General features: G+C 64.7%; 15 protein-coding genes. 12 read left to right on the top strand and 3 right to left on the bottom strand.

Annotation, left to right across the window (positions count from 1 at the left end; genetic code table 11):
* Positions 1–25 precede the first annotated feature (25 nt).
* The 7 genes from ACOQOU_RS12850 (at position 26) to ACOQOU_RS12820 (ending at position 7,954) form a co-directional block, all read left to right on the top strand.
* Positions 26–799, top strand: coding sequence for an enoyl-CoA hydratase (locus tag ACOQOU_RS12850; RefSeq protein WP_109766837.1), 774 nt, complete (start codon positions 26–28; stop codon positions 797–799).
* 165 nt (positions 800–964) lie between these two features.
* A complete protein-coding gene (rpsT, locus tag ACOQOU_RS12845) occupies positions 965–1,231 on the top strand; it encodes a 30S ribosomal protein S20 (RefSeq protein ID WP_109766836.1) in 267 nt (88 codons plus the stop codon).
* Positions 1,232–2,229: 998 nt separating this feature from the next.
* A complete protein-coding gene (dnaA, locus tag ACOQOU_RS12840) occupies positions 2,230–3,726 on the top strand; it encodes a chromosomal replication initiator protein DnaA (RefSeq protein ID WP_281004517.1) in 1,497 nt (498 codons plus the stop codon).
* A gap of 232 nt (positions 3,727–3,958) precedes the next feature.
* Positions 3,959–5,077 carry a DNA polymerase III subunit beta gene (gene dnaN, locus ACOQOU_RS12835; protein WP_109766835.1) on the top strand — a complete coding sequence of 373 codons (1,119 nt, stop codon included), beginning with the start codon at positions 3,959–3,961 and terminating at the stop codon, positions 5,075–5,077.
* Between the two features lie 39 nt (positions 5,078–5,116).
* Entirely contained in the window at positions 5,117–6,268 is a 1,152-nt protein-coding gene (gene recF / locus ACOQOU_RS12830; protein WP_306025184.1) for a DNA replication/repair protein RecF, read from the top strand.
* Positions 6,261–7,022, top strand: a complete 762-nt coding sequence (gene moeB / locus ACOQOU_RS12825; RefSeq protein ID WP_306025183.1) for a molybdopterin-synthase adenylyltransferase MoeB — start codon at positions 6,261–6,263, stop codon at positions 7,020–7,022. Before recF ends, moeB begins: the two co-directional genes overlap by 8 nt.
* Positions 7,019–7,954: a helix-hairpin-helix domain-containing protein gene (locus tag ACOQOU_RS12820; RefSeq protein ID WP_420578728.1), complete on the top strand. Its 936-nt coding sequence runs from the start codon at positions 7,019–7,021 to the stop codon at positions 7,952–7,954. Before moeB ends, ACOQOU_RS12820 begins: the two co-directional genes overlap by 4 nt.
* Positions 7,955–7,996: 42 nt before the next feature.
* Here the strand turns inward: ACOQOU_RS12820 and ACOQOU_RS12815 are convergent, their stop codons facing one another.
* Positions 7,997–9,184, bottom strand: a complete 1,188-nt coding sequence (locus ACOQOU_RS12815; protein WP_109766832.1) for a 2-hydroxyacid dehydrogenase — start codon at positions 9,182–9,184, stop codon at positions 7,997–7,999.
* A 40-nt stretch (positions 9,185–9,224) separates the two neighbouring features.
* On the opposite strand from ACOQOU_RS12815, the gene ACOQOU_RS12810 reads away from it, so the two are divergent.
* The gene (locus ACOQOU_RS12810) at positions 9,225–9,776 is read left to right on the top strand and encodes an SH3 domain-containing protein (protein ID WP_109766831.1); all 552 of its coding nucleotides are present in this window, start codon (positions 9,225–9,227) and stop codon (positions 9,774–9,776) included.
* A gap of 48 nt (positions 9,777–9,824) precedes the next feature.
* On the opposite strand, the gene irrA is transcribed toward ACOQOU_RS12810, so the two are convergent.
* A complete protein-coding gene (irrA, locus tag ACOQOU_RS12805) occupies positions 9,825–10,265 on the bottom strand; it encodes an iron response transcriptional regulator IrrA (protein WP_109766830.1) in 441 nt (146 codons plus the stop codon).
* 207 nt (positions 10,266–10,472) lie between these two features.
* Between irrA and fabA the strand changes: the two genes are divergently transcribed.
* The 4 genes from fabA (at position 10,473) to ACOQOU_RS12785 (ending at position 14,734) form a co-directional block, all read left to right on the top strand.
* Entirely contained in the window at positions 10,473–10,979 is a 507-nt protein-coding gene (gene fabA / locus ACOQOU_RS12800; RefSeq protein WP_109766870.1) for a 3-hydroxyacyl-[acyl-carrier-protein] dehydratase FabA, read from the top strand.
* A 22-nt stretch (positions 10,980–11,001) separates the two neighbouring features.
* Entirely contained in the window at positions 11,002–12,222 is a 1,221-nt protein-coding gene (gene fabB / locus ACOQOU_RS12795; RefSeq protein WP_109766829.1) for a beta-ketoacyl-ACP synthase I, read from the top strand.
* A gap of 25 nt (positions 12,223–12,247) precedes the next feature.
* Complete coding sequence (fabI, locus tag ACOQOU_RS12790) at positions 12,248–13,057, top strand: enoyl-ACP reductase FabI (protein ID WP_109766869.1); 810 nt, start codon at positions 12,248–12,250, stop codon at positions 13,055–13,057.
* A gap of 90 nt (positions 13,058–13,147) precedes the next feature.
* Positions 13,148–14,734, top strand: coding sequence for a putative bifunctional diguanylate cyclase/phosphodiesterase (locus ACOQOU_RS12785; protein WP_306026234.1), 1,587 nt, complete (start codon positions 13,148–13,150; stop codon positions 14,732–14,734).
* Here ACOQOU_RS12785 and ACOQOU_RS12780 read toward each other — a convergent pair.
* Positions 14,704–15,753, bottom strand: coding sequence for a class I SAM-dependent methyltransferase (locus ACOQOU_RS12780; protein ID WP_306026233.1), 1,050 nt, complete (start codon positions 15,751–15,753; stop codon positions 14,704–14,706). The genes ACOQOU_RS12785 and ACOQOU_RS12780 overlap by 31 nt on opposite strands.
* Positions 15,754–15,781 lie beyond the last annotated feature (28 nt).

Genomic DNA, 15,781 nt, shown 5'->3' with positions numbered 1-15,781 from the left:
CCCCGATCCACGGAGCGCATCTGCCATGGCCTATGACACGATCATCGTCGAGAAGCGCGGTGAAGCCGGTTTGATCACGCTGAACCGGCCAAAGGCCATGAACGCGCTCAACAAGGCGCTGCTGGACGAGATGATCGACGCTCTTGCGGCGATGCGCGACGATGCCAAGATCGGCGCCGTGGTGATCACCGGCTCGCAAAAGGCGTTCGCCGCCGGCGCCGACATCAAGGAGATGTCGGAGTTCGCGTTCGCAAGCGCCTACATGCACGATGCGCTGGGCGGCTGGGAAACCGTGGCCGGGTTTCCCAAGCCGATGATCGCTGCCGTCAGCGGCTATGCGCTGGGCGGCGGGTGCGAGCTGGCGGCCATGTGCGATTTCATCATCGCCGGCGAGAGCGCCAAGTTCGGACAGCCGGAAGTCACGCTCGGCATCATGCCGGGCATGGGCGGCACACAGCGTCTGGCCCGCTCGATCGGCAAGGCCAAGACGATGGATCTGTGCCTGACGGGCCGGATGATGGACGCCGAGGAGGCCGAACGGTGCGGGCTCGTGGCGCGGATCGTACCGGACACGGAGTTGATCGAGGAAGCCATCAGCGCCGCGCAGAAGATCGCCAGCTTCTCATTGCCTTCGGTGATGATGGCCAAGGAGACCATCAACCAGGCGTTCGAGACGGGCCTCGCCGAAGGGCTGCGGTTCGAAAGGCGGCTGTTTCACGCCATGTTCGCCCTCGAGGACCAGAGCGAGGGCATGGCCGCGTTCATCGACAAGCGCACGCCGAGTTTCCGCAACCGGTGAGGCGGGGCAAAGCGCCATCCGCCGTTGACTGGCAGAGCATTTGAGATTATAGCCACGCAATCTTGGCGGCAGATTTGCCGCCATAATTGTTCAAGGCCGTCCAGCGATCGTCCATCCGGTCCGGCGGCCGCTTCCGGGTTCCGGACCAGATCGAGAGAGGCAAGCATGGCCAACACAAGGTCAGCCAAGAAGGCAACGCGCAAGATCGAGGCGCGCACCGAAGTCAACACCGCGCGCCGCTCGCGCGTGCGCACCCACATCCGCAAGGTCGAGGAAGCCATCGCGGCCGGCGATCAGGCGGCTGCAACCGAAGCTTTGAAAGTCGCGCAGCCTGAACTTATGCGTGCAGCGTCCAAGGGCGTGATGCACAAGAACACGGCTTCGCGGAAGGTCTCGCGCCTGGCAAGCCGCGTGAAGGCAATCGCCGGCTAGTTTTGCTTCGTCGGCTCAGCTTTTGAACAACCCGGCCTCGGCCGGGTTTTTTCGTTCTCCGGCTAACAAGAAAATTCCCGTTGGGCGACAGCCATTTAGCGTGGCTGTCCGATATCGAACGGACCTGCCGTGCCGCGGCGGCGACAGCGGATTTGCATGGCGCTGCCCAATATTTCCCTTTGTTTTCAATACCTTACGAAACAACGCCTCCGAGAGGCCACCGCGCTCCCGCGAAACGGAATCTGCGCAAGAGTCAAGCCTTCACATGCGAAAAAAAATTTGCCGAAAGCTGCATTTTTTGTCGTTTCGAAAGAAGCTGTGGAATCCCAATCGCTTATCTTTTGCAAAGCGAATCGGGACACATTTTGTTCCCGAAATCCGAGGCGCAGCTCGGTTAAAAATGCCCTAACGGGCCTTGTAACAACGGCTCGGATGGGGCTAATTTGTCCTCACTGAACGGGCGCGCGTTCCTGCTGAAAATAGCGAGCCGACAAGCCGATTGCGACTATAAGTTGCATTCGCGGCGGGTGCGTGCGTCCAGCGGTCCCGGGGCAGGGCCAATTCGGGAGTTGAGCGATTGCGCAGTGACGGGACCCTGCGGTTCCGGCAGCGGGGGAGTATTGCCCGGATTTGAGAAGGTGTCCGTGGTGGCGACAGATCGTCGCCATGTCCGCGGGCGTGGATGAAGACGATGGCGGCCAGCGGCCGGCAGACATTGATTGCGGGACATAACCGACGCCTGTTTGTGTTTTGCGTCGGTCCACACGGGGCACATGACCGTCATGGCCCGCAATGTTGAAAACAGGGCGGCCTTGGCGTGTGCGCATGCCGTTGCAGGTCAGAAGGAGGCGAACATCGACATGCGAGGGGAAGCCAGCAGGGTGGCGCAATCAACGACGCAGCCCGCACCACTGTTTCACACATCCGAACGAGATCCGTTTCCCGATCGACAGCCCGGCCAGCAGCCGGTTGCACAGTCGAGAAAGGGGAGCGAGATCGTGAGCAAGAAGAAAAGCGAAGAAGGCGGCAGGGCGGGCCAGCCGACCGGAGACGGCAGGACGACATTCGACAAGGTGTGCCAGCAGCTTCGCGCCAAGCTGGGCGGCGAAGTCTACCAAAGCTGGTTCAAGCGCCTCAAGCTTGAGGACGCCTCCGGCCCGGTCATTCAGCTTTCGGTTCCGACACCGTTCCTGCGCAACTGGATTAACAACCACTATCTCGATACCATCCTCGACTTCTGGCGGGAGGCAGACGGCAACGCGTTGAAGATCGACGTGGTCGTTCGCAGCGCCACGCGCGGCGCGGCCGTCTCGGAACGCGCCGGCCAAGTCGCGGACGCCGCCCGAGCCAGCGCGGAGAGGGCCAAGGCCAATGCAATGGCCAAGTCGGACCGCACGCCTGCGGCGGCGGCCGCGCGCCAGGGCGTTGCCGAAACCGGCCGCAATGGCGAGATGCTCGGATCGCCCGTCGACAGCCGCTACACGTTCGACAGTTTCGTGGAGGGCCCGTCCAACCGCGTATGCCTTGCGGCCGCCCGGGCCGCGGTCGAGCAGGGGCCGAACGCGGCGCGTTTCAACCCGCTCTTCTTCCATTCCAATGTCGGGCTGGGCAAGACCCATCTGCTGCAGGCGATCGCCAATGCGGCCAAGGCGAAGGACCCCACCAAGCGCGTCGTCTACCTGACGGCGGAATACTTCATGTGGCGGTTCGCCAGCGCGATCCGCGACCAGAGCGCGCTGCGCCTCAAGGAGACGCTGCACGAGATCGACCTTCTGGTGATCGACGACATGCAGTTCCTGCAGGGCGAGAAGATCCAGTCCGAGTTCTGCCACCTGATCAACACGCTGCTCGACAGCGCCCGGCAGGTGGTCGTTGCCGGCGACCGGCCGCCGTCGGAGCTGGAATCGCTCGACCCGCGCGTGCGCTCGCGCCTGCACGGCGGCGTTGCGCTGGAGATCCAGGCGCCGGACTACGACATGCGGCTGTCGATGCTGCAGCGGCGTCTCGAGGAAGCGCGGCGCGACGACACCTCGCTCGACATTTCCGAGCAGGTGCTCGCCCATGTCGCCCAGACGGTCTGTTCGAGCTTCCGTGAACTTGAAGGCGCGTTCAACCAGCTCGTCTTCCGCCATTCGTTCGAGCCGGACATCGCGCTCGACCGGGTCGACGACATTCTGGGCCATCTGGTGCGCATCGACGACGACAAGAAGATCCGCATCGAGGACATCCAGAAGACGGTGGCCAACCACTACAATGTGGCACGCGGCGAGATGCTGTCGAACCGGCGCACCCGTTCGGTCGTGCGGCCGCGGCAGATCGCCATGTACCTGTCCAAGACCATGACGCCGCGCTCGCTGCCTGAGATCGGGCGACGGTTCGGCGGCAAGGATCACACGACGGTCCTGCATGCGGTCCGCAAGGTCGAGTCACTGATCAAGGACGACCCGAAGCTGGCCAAGGAAATCGAGCTTCTGCGGCGGCTGATCAAGGAATAGGCCTGCAGCAAGCGCCTCGCACACGGCGTGCGCTTTATCCCCAAAGTTTGCCGTGGCCGGCCCGCAAGGGCCGGCCATCGCACTTGCATTTCGACGTTCGAGCCGCCACATTCGCGATCCCGAGGGGACGACGATTTGCGGACGGACAACCGGCCGGAGCGGCGCCCTTTCCATTCGCCGGCCTCGTGTCTCCGGGCCGGCCCTCTGATATGCCAGACCGGATCATTCGACCATGCGCGTGACCCTTGAGCGAGCCAACCTTCTGAAATCCCTCAATCATGTGCATCGCGTCGTCGAGCGGCGCAACACGATCCCGATTCTGTCGAACGTGTTGCTGAAAGCCGATGGCGGAAGCCTCGCCATGACTGCGACCGACCTGGACCTTGAGATCAACGAGGCGGTGCCGGCGCATGTGGAACAGGCCGGTGCGACCACCGTCCCTGCGCACCTTCTCTATGACATCGTCCGCAAGCTGCCGGACGGCTCGGAGGTCATGCTGTCGACCGATGCGGACGGCGCTACGATGAGCGTCGTCACCGGCCGGTCGCAGTTCAAGCTGCAGTGCCTGCCCGAATCCGACTTCCCGCAACTGGCGGCCGGCGAATTCGACCACAGTTTCCGACTGGACAGCGCCGTGCTGCGCCGGCTGATCGAGGCGACCCAGTTCGCCATCTCGACCGAAGAGACGCGCTATTATCTGAACGGCATCTATCTGCACACGGCCGAAGCCGACGGCGACATCGTGCTGCGCGCGGTTGCCACAGACGGCCATCGCTTGGCCCGTGCCGAAACCAAGGCGCCGGACGGCGCCGAGAGCATTCCCGGCGTGATCGTGCCGCGCAAGACGGTGGGCGAACTCCAGAAGCTGGTCGACGATCCGGACGTGTCGGTGCAGATCGAACTGTCCGACAGCAAGGTCAGGTTGACCATTGGTTCTGTCGTGCTGACATCGAAGCTGATCGACGGCACCTTTCCCGATTATCAGCGCGTCATTCCGGTCGGCAACGACAAGGACATGGTCATCGACCGCAAGGTCTTCACCGAGGCCGTCGACCGCGTATCGACGGTCTCGTCGGAACGGGGCCGCGCGGTCAAGCTGGCGCTGTCGGACGGGCAGTTGACGCTGGCCGTCAACAACCCCGATTCCGGTTCGGCGACCGAGGAGTTGCCGGCCGGTTACGACGCCGAGGCGATCGAGATCGGTTTCAATGCGCGTTATCTTCTCGACATCGCCAGCCAGCTCGGCAGCAACGAGGTGAAGTTCTCGTTCGCCGATGCCGGCTCGCCGACGCTGATCGAGGACCCCGAGGACAAGAACGCGCTCTATGTGCTCATGCCGATGCGCGTCTGAAGGCGCTGCGACGCCGGCGCCACGGGCGGCGGCACGCCGATGAGCACGCTTGTCCGCCTGTCGGCCCTGACGCTGACCGATTTCCGCAACCATGAACAGACGACGCTTGCGCTCGACGGGCGCCATGTGGTGCTTTCGGGCCCCAATGGCGCGGGCAAGACAAATCTGATCGAGGCCGTGTCGCTGCTCTCTCCGGGGCGCGGGCTGCGCCGGGCCAATCTGTCCGACATGGCGCGCAAGGGCGCCGACGGGTTTTCGGTGTTCGCGAAGCTCGAACGCGACGGCGATGGCTATGCGGTCGGCACCGGGACGGCGGGCGTGACGCCAACGGAGAACGGCGCGCGGACAAGGCGGGTGCGCATCAACGGAACCAATGCGGCCAGCGCCGAAGAACTGCTCGATCTGGCGCGCATTCTCTGGCTGACACCGGCCATGGACGGGCTTTTCACCGGACCTGCGGCGGATCGGCGCCGCTTCACCGACCGCATGGTGCTGGCGATCGATCCCGGGCACGGGCGGCGCGCAAGGGACCATGAAAAGGCAATGCGGCAGCGCAACCGGCTGCTGGAGACGCCGCCGAACGCCCAGAACGATCTGATGCTCGATGCGATCGAAGCGCAACTGGCGGCGCTGGGCACGGCAATCGTCATCGCGCGGCAGGAGCTTGTCAGCCTGCTGGCCGCGCTGATCGCCGAAACGCCGCAGGGCGCTCGTTTTCCCATGGCGGACCTGTCGATGGCGGGCGAACTCGAGGCGCGGCTGGCGGACGGCATGGCCGCCGGCGACCTTCAGGCTTGGCTTGAAACCGACATGCGCGGCAAGCGCGGGCGCGACCGGGCGGCGGGCCGCACGCTGACCGGGCCGCACCGGGCCGATCTCGTCGTTGAGCACCGGCAAAAGGCCATCGCCGCGTCGCTGTGTTCGACGGGCGAGCAAAAGGCGCTCCTGATCGGCTTGCTGCTCGCCCATGCGGCGCTGACGGCATCGGTCAGCGCGATGACTCCGATCCTGCTGCTCGACGAGGTCGCTGCCCATCTCGACCCTGAACGCCGCGCGGAGCTGTTCGACCGGGTGCACGGGATCGGCGGCCAGGCCTTCATGACGGGCACCGACCGGAACCTGTTTGACGCGCTCGGAGACCGTGCGCAATATCTGCGGGTCGAAGACGGAACCGTCACCGCCGATGGCTGAGCCCCCTGCCCTGGATGCCAAACAGATCGAACGCTATGCGCGGCACATCGTGCTGCCGGAGATCGGCGGCGCGGGCCAGCAAAGGCTCGCCGGTGCGCGCATCGCCATGATCGGCGCCGGCGGCCTCGGTTCGCCGGCACTGACCTATCTGGCCGCGGCCGGTGTGGGGACGCTGACCGTCATCGACGATGATGCCGTGTCGCTGTCAAACCTGCAGCGGCAGACGCTGCATATGACCGACGCGGTCGGGCAACCGAAGGCGAAAAGCGCCGCTGCGCAGATTGCCGCGATCAATCCGCATGTTCGGGTCGATGGCCGGGCCGAGCGGCTGGCACCGGACAATGCCGAATCGCTTCTTACCGGTCACGATGTGATCATGGACGGGTCGGACAATTTCGAAACGCGCCGCCTTGCCGCCGATGTGGCCGAGCGGCTCGAAACGCCGCTCGTTACCGGCGCGATCCAGCGCTTTGACGGATCGGTCACTGTGTTCGCGCCCTTCAGGAACGATGAGGAGGGCAAGCCGTTGCCGCGCTACCGCGATCTTTATCCCGACCTGCCCGCGCCGGGAACGGTGCCGACATGTGCCGAGGCCGGCGTTCTGGGGGCGCTGGCCGGCGTCATCGGATCGCTGATGGCCACCGAAGCGATCAAGCTGGTGACAGGAGCGGGAGAGCCGCTTTTCGGCCGCCTGCTGCTTTATGATGCGCTGTCGACACGGTTTGAGACGATGCGATATGGCCGGCGCGCTTGACCGGGATCGGCGCGCGCGTCATTAGGTCTTCAGACGGATGTTGTCACGGCGCCGGGACGTTTCCGGGCGCGTGTAGAGCAAGGGGGCCTTCGATGTTTCTGTTCTTCATACTGGTTTTGACCGCAATCGCGATCGCGATCGCTGTCTGGCTTTACCTCTACCTGTCGCGCCGCGCGCTCGACAAATCCATGTCGGGGGACAATGCGGCCAAACCGCTGGTCCGTTCGCCACGCACCGCCGGCGGCAAGGCGTGGGAAAACCCCGTCTCCGCCGGTCCAGGCTCCGTCGCGGCGCCGGCGGCCGGCGTCGCGCCAGCAACCAGCACAAAACCGGCGGCGTCGAAGGGGGCGGCTGCGGCAACCGGCTCGGCATCGACCGCGGCGGGCGCAAAAGCGCGAAAGGCTGGCAAGCCATCGAAGTCGGGCACCAAAGCGGCTGGCGCCAGTTCGGCTTCGACCTCCACCGCGGCAGCGGGCAGCGTGTCCGGCAAAGGCAGCGTGTCCGGCAAGGGCCGCGGGTCTGGCAAGAGCGGCGGCAAGGCGTCCAAGTCGGGCGCCACGGCCACAAAGGGAGCCGCAGCAACCGGATCATCGACCGCCTCGTCCGCATCCGGCAAGGACGGCAAAGCAGGAAAAGCGGCAAAAGGCGGCAAGTCGGAAAAACCCGGCAAGCCGTCAAAGGCCGCGTCGGAGACGCCGCCCAAGGCGCCTGACGGCCCGCTTTTCGCCGCACCCTCCGGCACCAAGGACAAGCTGACCGACATCAAGGGCATCGGCCCGGTCGCCGAGCGTCAGCTCAACGAGCAAGGCATTACCACCTTTGCGCAGATTGCCGGGCTGAGCGCATCGGACATCCAGCGCATCGACGATTACATGCCGTTCAGCGACCGGCAGATCCGCGACTGGCAGAAACAGGCCAAAAAGAAGGCCTGATGCCCACCGACGGGGCCGGCGTCGTACCGCCGGCCCGCTGCTTCACACCATCGATGGCAGGATGCGATCGGGCGGCCGATCTCCGCTCGCCACCATCCGGATGTTGATGATCACCTTCTCGCCCATCTCGATGCGGCTTTCGATGGTGGCCGAACTCATGTGCGGCAGAAGCACCACCTTGCCCTGGGCGGCCAGCTTGCACAGCCGGTCGTCGACCTTGGGCTCATGCTCGAACACGTCGAGCCCGGCGCCGGCGATGCGGCCGTCTTCCAAGAGCCTGATCATCGCATCCTCGTCGATGATCTCGCCGCGCGCGGTGTTGACGATAAAGGCGGACGGCCGCAGCAGTTCGAGCCGGCGGGCCGACAGCAGATGGAAAGTCGCCGGCGTATAGGGGCAATTGACCGAGACGATGTCCATATGGGCGAGCATCCGGTCGAGGCTTTCCCAATAGGTTGCGCCCAGCTCCTTTTCGATGACCGGCGCGGCCCGGTTGCGATTGTGATAGTGAACGGCCAGTCCGAATGCCTTTGCGCGGCGCGCAACGGCGATACCGATGCGGCCCATGCCGACAATTCCGAGCCGCTTGCCGTGAATGCGGCGCCCGAGCATCCATGTCGGCGACCAGCCGTCCCAACGGTCTTCGCCGAGAAGATAGCCTGCGCCCTCGACGATCCGGCGCGGCGCGGCGAGAATGAGCGCCAGCGTCATGTCGGCCGTGTCTTCGGTCAGGACGTTCGGTGTGTTGGTGACGAAGATGCCGCGCTCATGGGCGGCGGCGATGTCGATATTGTCGACGCCATTGCCAAAATTCGCGATCAGCTTGAGGCGCTTGCCGGCGCCCGCGATCAGGTCCGCATCGATGCGGTCGGTAACGGTCGGCACCAGCACGTCGGCTTGGGTCATGGCGCGCGCCAGATCGTCACGGCCGAACGGCTTGTCGTCGCCGTTCAGGCGGACGTCGAACAGCTCCCGCATGCGCGCCTCGACCCGGTCGGGAAGACGGCGCGTGACGATCACGGTCGGCTTTGTGTCCAAGACGTGGCCCTTTCCCCTGAATGTTCCGGCCAACCCGATACCGACGCCCGATGGCCGGGCAAGGGTGTCCGTTGATCGCTCGTTAACCAACAAATGCGACGGTGTGAAAAGCCGTGCGGACGCATCATCTCTAGCAAGCGCGCCCGCCGGTGCAAAGGGGTCTCGACGGCCGCGGCCCTGGTCGCGCGCCATGGTTCGCGCCGCCGCCGGCCGACAAACGGACAGGTGACACATGCGTTTGGTACTGGCCGTGGCACTGGCATTGACGATGGTTCCGGCAGGCGGCGCCCCGACGGCGTCCGCGCAGACGACGAGCTCGGTCTCACGCGGCCCCAGCGGCCTTCCGCTGCCGCGCTTCGTTTCGCTGAAGGCCGAGCGGGTCAACATGCGGGTCGGACCGGGCAAGCAATATGCGGTGGCCTGGCGCTACGTGAAGACCGGTCTGCCGCTGGAGGTCATCCAGGAGTATGACAATTGGCGCCGGGTCCGAGATTCCGAAGGCGATACGGGCTGGATCCACGGCTCGCTCCTGTCGGGCACGCGCACGGCGATCGCAACGCCATGGCGCAATGCCCGCGATGCGCGCAACGTCATCACGCTCTATGCGGAATCGCGCGCCGGCGCGGAAGCGGTCGCCAAGCTGCAGCCGGGCGTGGTCGGCAAGATCGAGCGTTGTGACGGCGCCTGGTGCGAACTGGAAGTTCGCCACAAGGACCGGACGCTGAGCGGTTTCGTCGCGCAGGCCGACCTGTGGGGTGCCTACCCCGACGAAATCATCGAATAGGGGCGAACCGACTCGAACGTTCGGGGGCGGGCGATATCGCCCGCGCGGTCAGCGTGCCTTGCGCGTCGGACGCAGCCGGATCACCACATCCACGTTGGCGATCTCCATGCCTTCGGGCGGCGTGGGCAGATCACCGACCGTGACCGTACCCTCGGGCACGTCCATCACCACGTTGCTCTCCTCGATGAAGAAGTGGTGATGATCGGACGTATTGGTGTCGAAATATGTGCGCTGGCCCTCGACGGCGAGGATGCGCAATAGCCCCGCATCGGTAAACTGGTGCAGCGTGTTGTAGACGGTCGCCAGCGATACCGGAATGCCGGCGTCCAGCGCCTGCCGGTGGAGATCTTCTGCGGCGATGTGCTGATCGTGCTCGCCGAACAGCATGGACGCCAATGCAACGCGCTGCCGGGTCGGCCGAAGGCCGACCGACTGGAGGAGATTGCGTGTGTCGGAGCTGTGTGCCCCGGCGCTTTCAGTGCGCGCCATCTTCGATCCCAAAAACAGCCGTGAACACAGGGATTTTCCCTGTTGTTGCAACTCATTTTCATATATTCGCATTGGCGCTGAATGGCAATAGCTCCGCCCGGCGCGACCGCAGCGTCAATTTGACCGGGCCGCAGGGGATCAATAAACAGACGCGGCCGGCGCCAAGGCTTGGGCCGGCAGTCAAGAACGCGGAGGACGCCCACCGGCATGGCCGAGCAGAAATCAAGCTACACCTACGAGGACATCCTGGAATGCGCGCGCGGGGACCTGTTCGGCCCGGGCAATGCGCAATTGCCGGCGCCGCCCATGCTGATGCTGCATCGCATCACCGACATATCCGAGACCGGCGGTGACCATGACAAGGGTTATGCCCGCGCCGCGTTCGACATCACGCCGGATCTGTGGTTCTTCGAGTGCCACTTCATCGGCGACCCGGTGATGCCGGGGTGTCTGGGCCTGGACGCGCTGTGGCAGCTCACGGGCTTCTACCTTGGCTGGCTGGGCGAACCGGGCAAGGGCCGGGCACTGTCGACCGGCGAAATCAAGTTTACCGACATGGTCACGCCTTCGGTCAAGCTGCTCGAGTTCGGCATCGATTTCAAACGCGTGCGCCGCGGGCGGCTGGTGCTTGGCATCGCGGACGGCTGGATGAAAGCCGACGGCGAAACCATCTACCAGGCTACCGACCTCCGCGTCGGGCTCTTCAAAGCCTGACGCAAAACAACGGGAAGCGAACATGAAACGCGTCGTCGTCACCGGCATGGGGATCGTCTCGTCGATCGGCAATGATACGGACGAGGTGCTGACCTCGCTGCGCGAAGCGCGGTCGGGCATCAGCCATGCGGCCGAATATGCGGAGCTGGGCTTCAAATGCCATGTCCATGGCGAGCCGACGCTCGATCCGTTCACGGTTCTCGACCGGCGGGAGTCGCGGTTCCTGGCGCGCGGATCGGCCTGGAACTACATCGCCATGCGCCAGGCCATCGCCGATGCGGCGCTGGGCGACGATCTGGTCTCCAACGAGCGGACCGGCATCATCATGGGTTCGGGCGGCCCGTCGACCCGCACCATCTTCGAGGCGGCGCTGCTGACCCAGAAGAACAACTCCCCCAAACGGATCGGGCCTTTCGCGGTGCCCAAGGCGATGTCATCGACCGCTTCGGCAACGCTCGCAACGCCGTTCAAGATCAAGGGCGTGAACTATTCGATCTCGTCGGCCTGCGCGACGTCGAACCACTGCATCGGCAATGCCTATGAGACCATTCAGATGGGCAAGCAGGACATCGTCTTCGCCGGCGGCAGCGAGGATCTGGACTGGACGATGTCGAACCTGTTCGACGCGATGGGCGCCATGTCAACCAAGCACAATGAAACGCCATCGACCGCATCGCGCGCCTATGATGCCAGCCGCGACGGGTTCGTCATCGCCGGCGGCGCCGGCGTTCTGGTGCTCGAGGAACTCGAGCATGCCAAGGCCCGAGGCGCGAAGATCCATGGCGAGGTCGTCGGATACGGCGCGACATCGGACGGCTATGACATGGTCGCTCCGTCCGGCGAAGGCGCGGTGCGCTGCATGAAGATGGCGCTCGCCACCACCGAAGGCTCGGTCACCTATATCAACACGCACGGCACCTCGACGCCGGTGGGCGACGAGCGGGAGATGGAAGCCATACGCACCGTCTTCGGCGACGCGCTGCCGCACATCTCCTCGACCAAATCGCTGACCGGCCACTCGCTGGGTGCAACCGGCGTGCAGGAGGCGATCTACACGCTTTTGATGATGAACAACCGGTTCGTCGGCGAAAGCGCCCACATCACCGAGCTCGATCCGAAGTTTGAAGGCATGCCGATCGCGCGGCAGCGGATCGACGATGTCGAATACGACATCGCCATCTCCAATTCGTTCGGGTTTGGCGGAACCAATGCGACGCTGGCGTTCCAGCGGTTCGCCGACTGATGCGGCCGAGGGAAGGGACACGCCGATGACAGGACTGATGAGCGGCAAGCGCGGCCTGATCATGGGCGTCGCCAACGACCATTCGATCGCCTGGGGAATAGCCAAGGCCGTTGCCGAGCAGGGAGCCGAGCTCGCCTTCACCTATCAGAGCGAAGCGCTCGGAAAACGGGTCAAGCCGCTGGCCGGAGAACTCGGCTCGTCGCTGGTCATGCCCTGCGATGTCGAGGATGTCGGCACCGTCGCCTCGGTGTTCGAAACGCTGGGCAGCGAATGGGGCAGTCTCGATTTCATCGTCCATGCGATCGGGTTCACCGACCGGTCGCAGCTCAAGGGCCGCTATGTCGACGTGACGACGCGTGAGAACTTCACGCGGACCATGGTCATCTCGGCCTATTCGTTCACCGAGGTCGCGCAGCAATCGATGGCTCTTCTCAACCCCGGCGCCTCGCTTCTGACGCTGACCTATGGCGGATCGACACGGGTTATGCCCAACTACAATGTGATGGGCGTGACCAAGGCCGCGCTGGAAGCCAGCGTGCGCTACATGGCGGCCGACTTCGGCGCCCAGGGCATCCGCGTCAACGCGCTTTCGGCGGGTCCGGTACGGACGCTGGCCGGCGCCGGCGTGTCCGATGCCCGGCTGATGTACAATTTCCAGCAAAAGAACTCGCCGCTGGCCCGGGCGGTCAATCTGGACGATATCGGCGGCGCCGGGCTTTACCTTCTGTCCGACCTTTCCGGAGGCGTGACCGGCGAAATCCACTATGTCGACAGCGGCTACAACATCATGTCGATGCCGCGCCTCGACGAGCTCAGGCGCACCGACCAAAAATAACCCACACGAGGCCGCAACCACAGCGTGCCGCAATGCTTCATTTCACCCCTTTTTAGGGTTTTGCTGCGAATTTGCCCGCAAGGGGGCAAAATGAAGCGCAACAAAGTACCCAAGCAGACCCGCGTCTTCCGCGCACTGACCATCTTCTCCAGCGGCATGGGCGCGGCAATGCTGGCGCTTTGGGCGCTGGACATGGCCGGCATGACGCTGAGCAGCTATCGCGAAGCGGCAACCTTCGGGGCCATCGTTCTGGGCCTGGCGTCGCTCGCGGGCGCGGGCACGGCACACGCCTATTTCGCCGGCGGCGACGATGCGAGCCAGACCTACGAGGCCTTGCTGAGCGTCGATTCGGTGACCGGCCTTTTGTCACGCAGCGGCCTGGCGGAAAGCCTCGACGGCTATGTCTCGAAAGGCGGCGGCCCCAGCCGGATGAACCGCTTCTTCCTGATCAGCCTCGACTTCGATTCCCTGCGCGATTTCAACGAAACCTATGGTCTGGAAACTGGCGACTCGCTTTTGCGCGTGTTCGGCGACCGGCTGCAGCGCGTTGTCGGCGATACCGGCCTTGCCGCACGCACAAGCGGCGGCGAGTTCGTGATCGTCCTGGCCGCCAATCATGACGACCGGGAGCTGCGCGCGGCGACCGAAGCGCTACTCGGGATCCTGTCGCTGCCGGTACGTGTCGGCAATGCGTCACATTCGGTCTTCTGGAACGCGGGCGTCGCCGAGATTCACAAGAACAACCCGCCGATGGAACGCATCCTGCGCCATGCCAATCTGGCGCGCACGACATCGCGCGCCACCGGCCGCGGCACATGGTCGATCTACCATCCCGAGATGAGCCAGGTCGCCGCCTACCGCCACTGGATCGAAGCGGAATTGGGCGGAGCCCTGCAACGGGACGAGCTGATGCTGCACTACCAGCCCAAGGTCCACGCCGTTACCGGCGAAACGGTTGGCTATGAAGCCCTGTTGCGATGGAACCACCATCAGAACGGCTCGATCCCGCCATCGGAGTTCATCCCGATCGCCGAACAGTGCGGGCTGATCCAGCAGATCGGCGACTTCGTCCTGCGCCGCGTGTGCGAAGACCTCGAGCAGCTGCCCGACAACATCTCCGTGTCGGCCAACGTTTCGCCGGCGCAGTTCAACCGGGACGATTTCGTGGCCAATCTCGGCCGATTGATCAACGGCACCGAAATCCGGCCCGACCGGCTGGAGATCGAAGTCACCGAAACGCTTCTGATCCGCAACCACAGCGAGGTCAGACGGCTGCTCGCCCAGCTGCGCGAGCTCGGCATCCTGCTGGCGATCGACGATTTCGGGACCGGCTATTCAAACCTTTCGACACTGAACGAGCTGCGCTTCAACACGCTGAAGATCGACAAATCCTTTGTCGACCGTCTCACCGACAAGGACCCCGCCGCCAGCACCATGGTTGCATCGATCGTCGGCATGGCGCGGTCCATGGGAGCATCCGTGGTTGCCGAAGGTGTGGAAACCCAGGACCAGGCGACACTCTTGCGCGCGGCCGGATGCACGATCATGCAGGGCTATCTGTTCGGCAAGCCGCAGCCGCTGTCGGCCATCAAGCATCATCACCGCGACAGCGAAGCGGGGCCGGCCGGCGCGCTGCCTGCGGTGCCTCAGCCCGAGTTTCTCGCGGCAGCATCCTGACCGCCGGTTCTGCGTGGCCGGGATGCCTCGATCAGCTTGAAACCGTCGCGGACCTCGCCTTCCACAAAGGCTGCGAAGCGATCCCGAAGTGTTTGCTCATAGGGCAGGCGCCGATTTGCGACCAACAAAAGCCGGCCCGAAGGCTTCAACGCCCGCGCGGCGGCCGCGATGAAGGCGCGGCCGAGATCGGGTTCGCTCGCACGACCCGTGTGAAAAGGCGGGTTCATCACGACCCAGTCGAACGGTCCGGGCAGCGGCTCGGTCGTCACGTCCAGCCAGCGGCCGGTGACGGGTACTTCGCCCCTGAGCGGTGCGAGATTGGCAAGTGCCTGGTCGAGCGCAGGCCTGTATGCTTCGACCAGATCGAGCGAAGCCGGCCTTGCCTGCGTCAGAACCGCGCCGGACAAATAGCCCCAGCCCGCTCCGAAATCGGCGACGGTGCCGGCGATGCGGCCATCGATGTGCTCGGCGAGCAGCGCCGACCCGATATCGATGCGGTCGGACGAGAACATGCCGGGCGCTGCGGCAAAACCCGGCGCCGGTTCGGTTACGGGCAGCGCAACGCCTGCAAACGCATCTTCACTGGCCGGGAACCAGAATGCGATGCCGTGATGCTTGGCGAGCGAGCCACCGAGCGGTACCTGCCCGCCGGCCCATTTGCGAGCGCTGGCCGCCCCCAGCGCCTTGTCGCCCGCGACGAGGACCAATCCGCCGGGGCGAACCGCATCATTGGCCTCGGCGATCATCGCCTCATTGAGACGCCGATGCTTGCCGAGCAGCACGAGCGCGCCGTCAAACGGATCTTCAGGCGCTTCGGGCCAAACCTCCTGTCCGGCCCGTTCCAGTGCCAGAAACGCCGGACGTGACGGCTGCACGCAGCAAAGCCGGCCCTGTGCGAACAGATCGCCGGCGGAACCCGGATCGGCGGCATTGAGGAACAGCCACGCGCTTCCGGTCTCCGGCAACGGGACCTCACCCGCCTCAAACGGCGCAAGCAGCGTCTTTACCGGTCGATCCATGACAACGCCCCAAAAGAAAAACGCGGGG

This window comes from Oceaniradius stylonematis, from assembly GCF_965223445.1.
GTDB lineage: Bacteria > Pseudomonadota > Alphaproteobacteria > Rhizobiales > Rhizobiaceae > Roseitalea > Roseitalea stylonematis.
The sequence above is the reverse complement of the archived record's forward strand: the minus strand, read 5'-3'. Positions and strand labels throughout refer to the sequence as shown.

Excerpts from the sequence above, each read along its gene's own strand:
- dnaN (WP_109766835.1), top strand. The coding sequence starts at position 3,959 with ATGCGCGTGACCCTTGAGCGAGCCAACCTTCTGAAATCCCTCAATCAT.
- ACOQOU_RS12785 (WP_306026234.1), top strand. The coding sequence starts at position 13,148 with ATGAAGCGCAACAAAGTACCCAAGCAGACCCGCGTCTTCCGCGCACTG.
- irrA (WP_109766830.1), bottom strand. The coding sequence starts at position 10,265 with ATGGCGCGCACTGAAAGCGCCGGGGCACACAGCTCCGACACACGCAAT.
- recF (WP_306025184.1), top strand. The coding sequence starts at position 5,117 with ATGAGCACGCTTGTCCGCCTGTCGGCCCTGACGCTGACCGATTTCCGC.
- fabB (WP_109766829.1), top strand. The coding sequence starts at position 11,002 with ATGAAACGCGTCGTCGTCACCGGCATGGGGATCGTCTCGTCGATCGGC.
- ACOQOU_RS12815 (WP_109766832.1), bottom strand. The coding sequence starts at position 9,184 with ATGGCGCGCGACCAGGGCCGCGGCCGTCGAGACCCCTTTGCACCGGCG.
- moeB (WP_306025183.1), top strand. The coding sequence starts at position 6,261 with ATGGCTGAGCCCCCTGCCCTGGATGCCAAACAGATCGAACGCTATGCG.
- ACOQOU_RS12810 (WP_109766831.1), top strand. The coding sequence starts at position 9,225 with ATGCGTTTGGTACTGGCCGTGGCACTGGCATTGACGATGGTTCCGGCA.
- fabA (WP_109766870.1), top strand. The coding sequence starts at position 10,473 with ATGGCCGAGCAGAAATCAAGCTACACCTACGAGGACATCCTGGAATGC.
- rpsT (WP_109766836.1), top strand. The coding sequence starts at position 965 with ATGGCCAACACAAGGTCAGCCAAGAAGGCAACGCGCAAGATCGAGGCG.
- ACOQOU_RS12780 (WP_306026233.1), bottom strand. The coding sequence starts at position 15,753 with ATGGATCGACCGGTAAAGACGCTGCTTGCGCCGTTTGAGGCGGGTGAG.
- ACOQOU_RS12850 (WP_109766837.1), top strand. The coding sequence starts at position 26 with ATGGCCTATGACACGATCATCGTCGAGAAGCGCGGTGAAGCCGGTTTG.
- fabI (WP_109766869.1), top strand. The coding sequence starts at position 12,248 with ATGACAGGACTGATGAGCGGCAAGCGCGGCCTGATCATGGGCGTCGCC.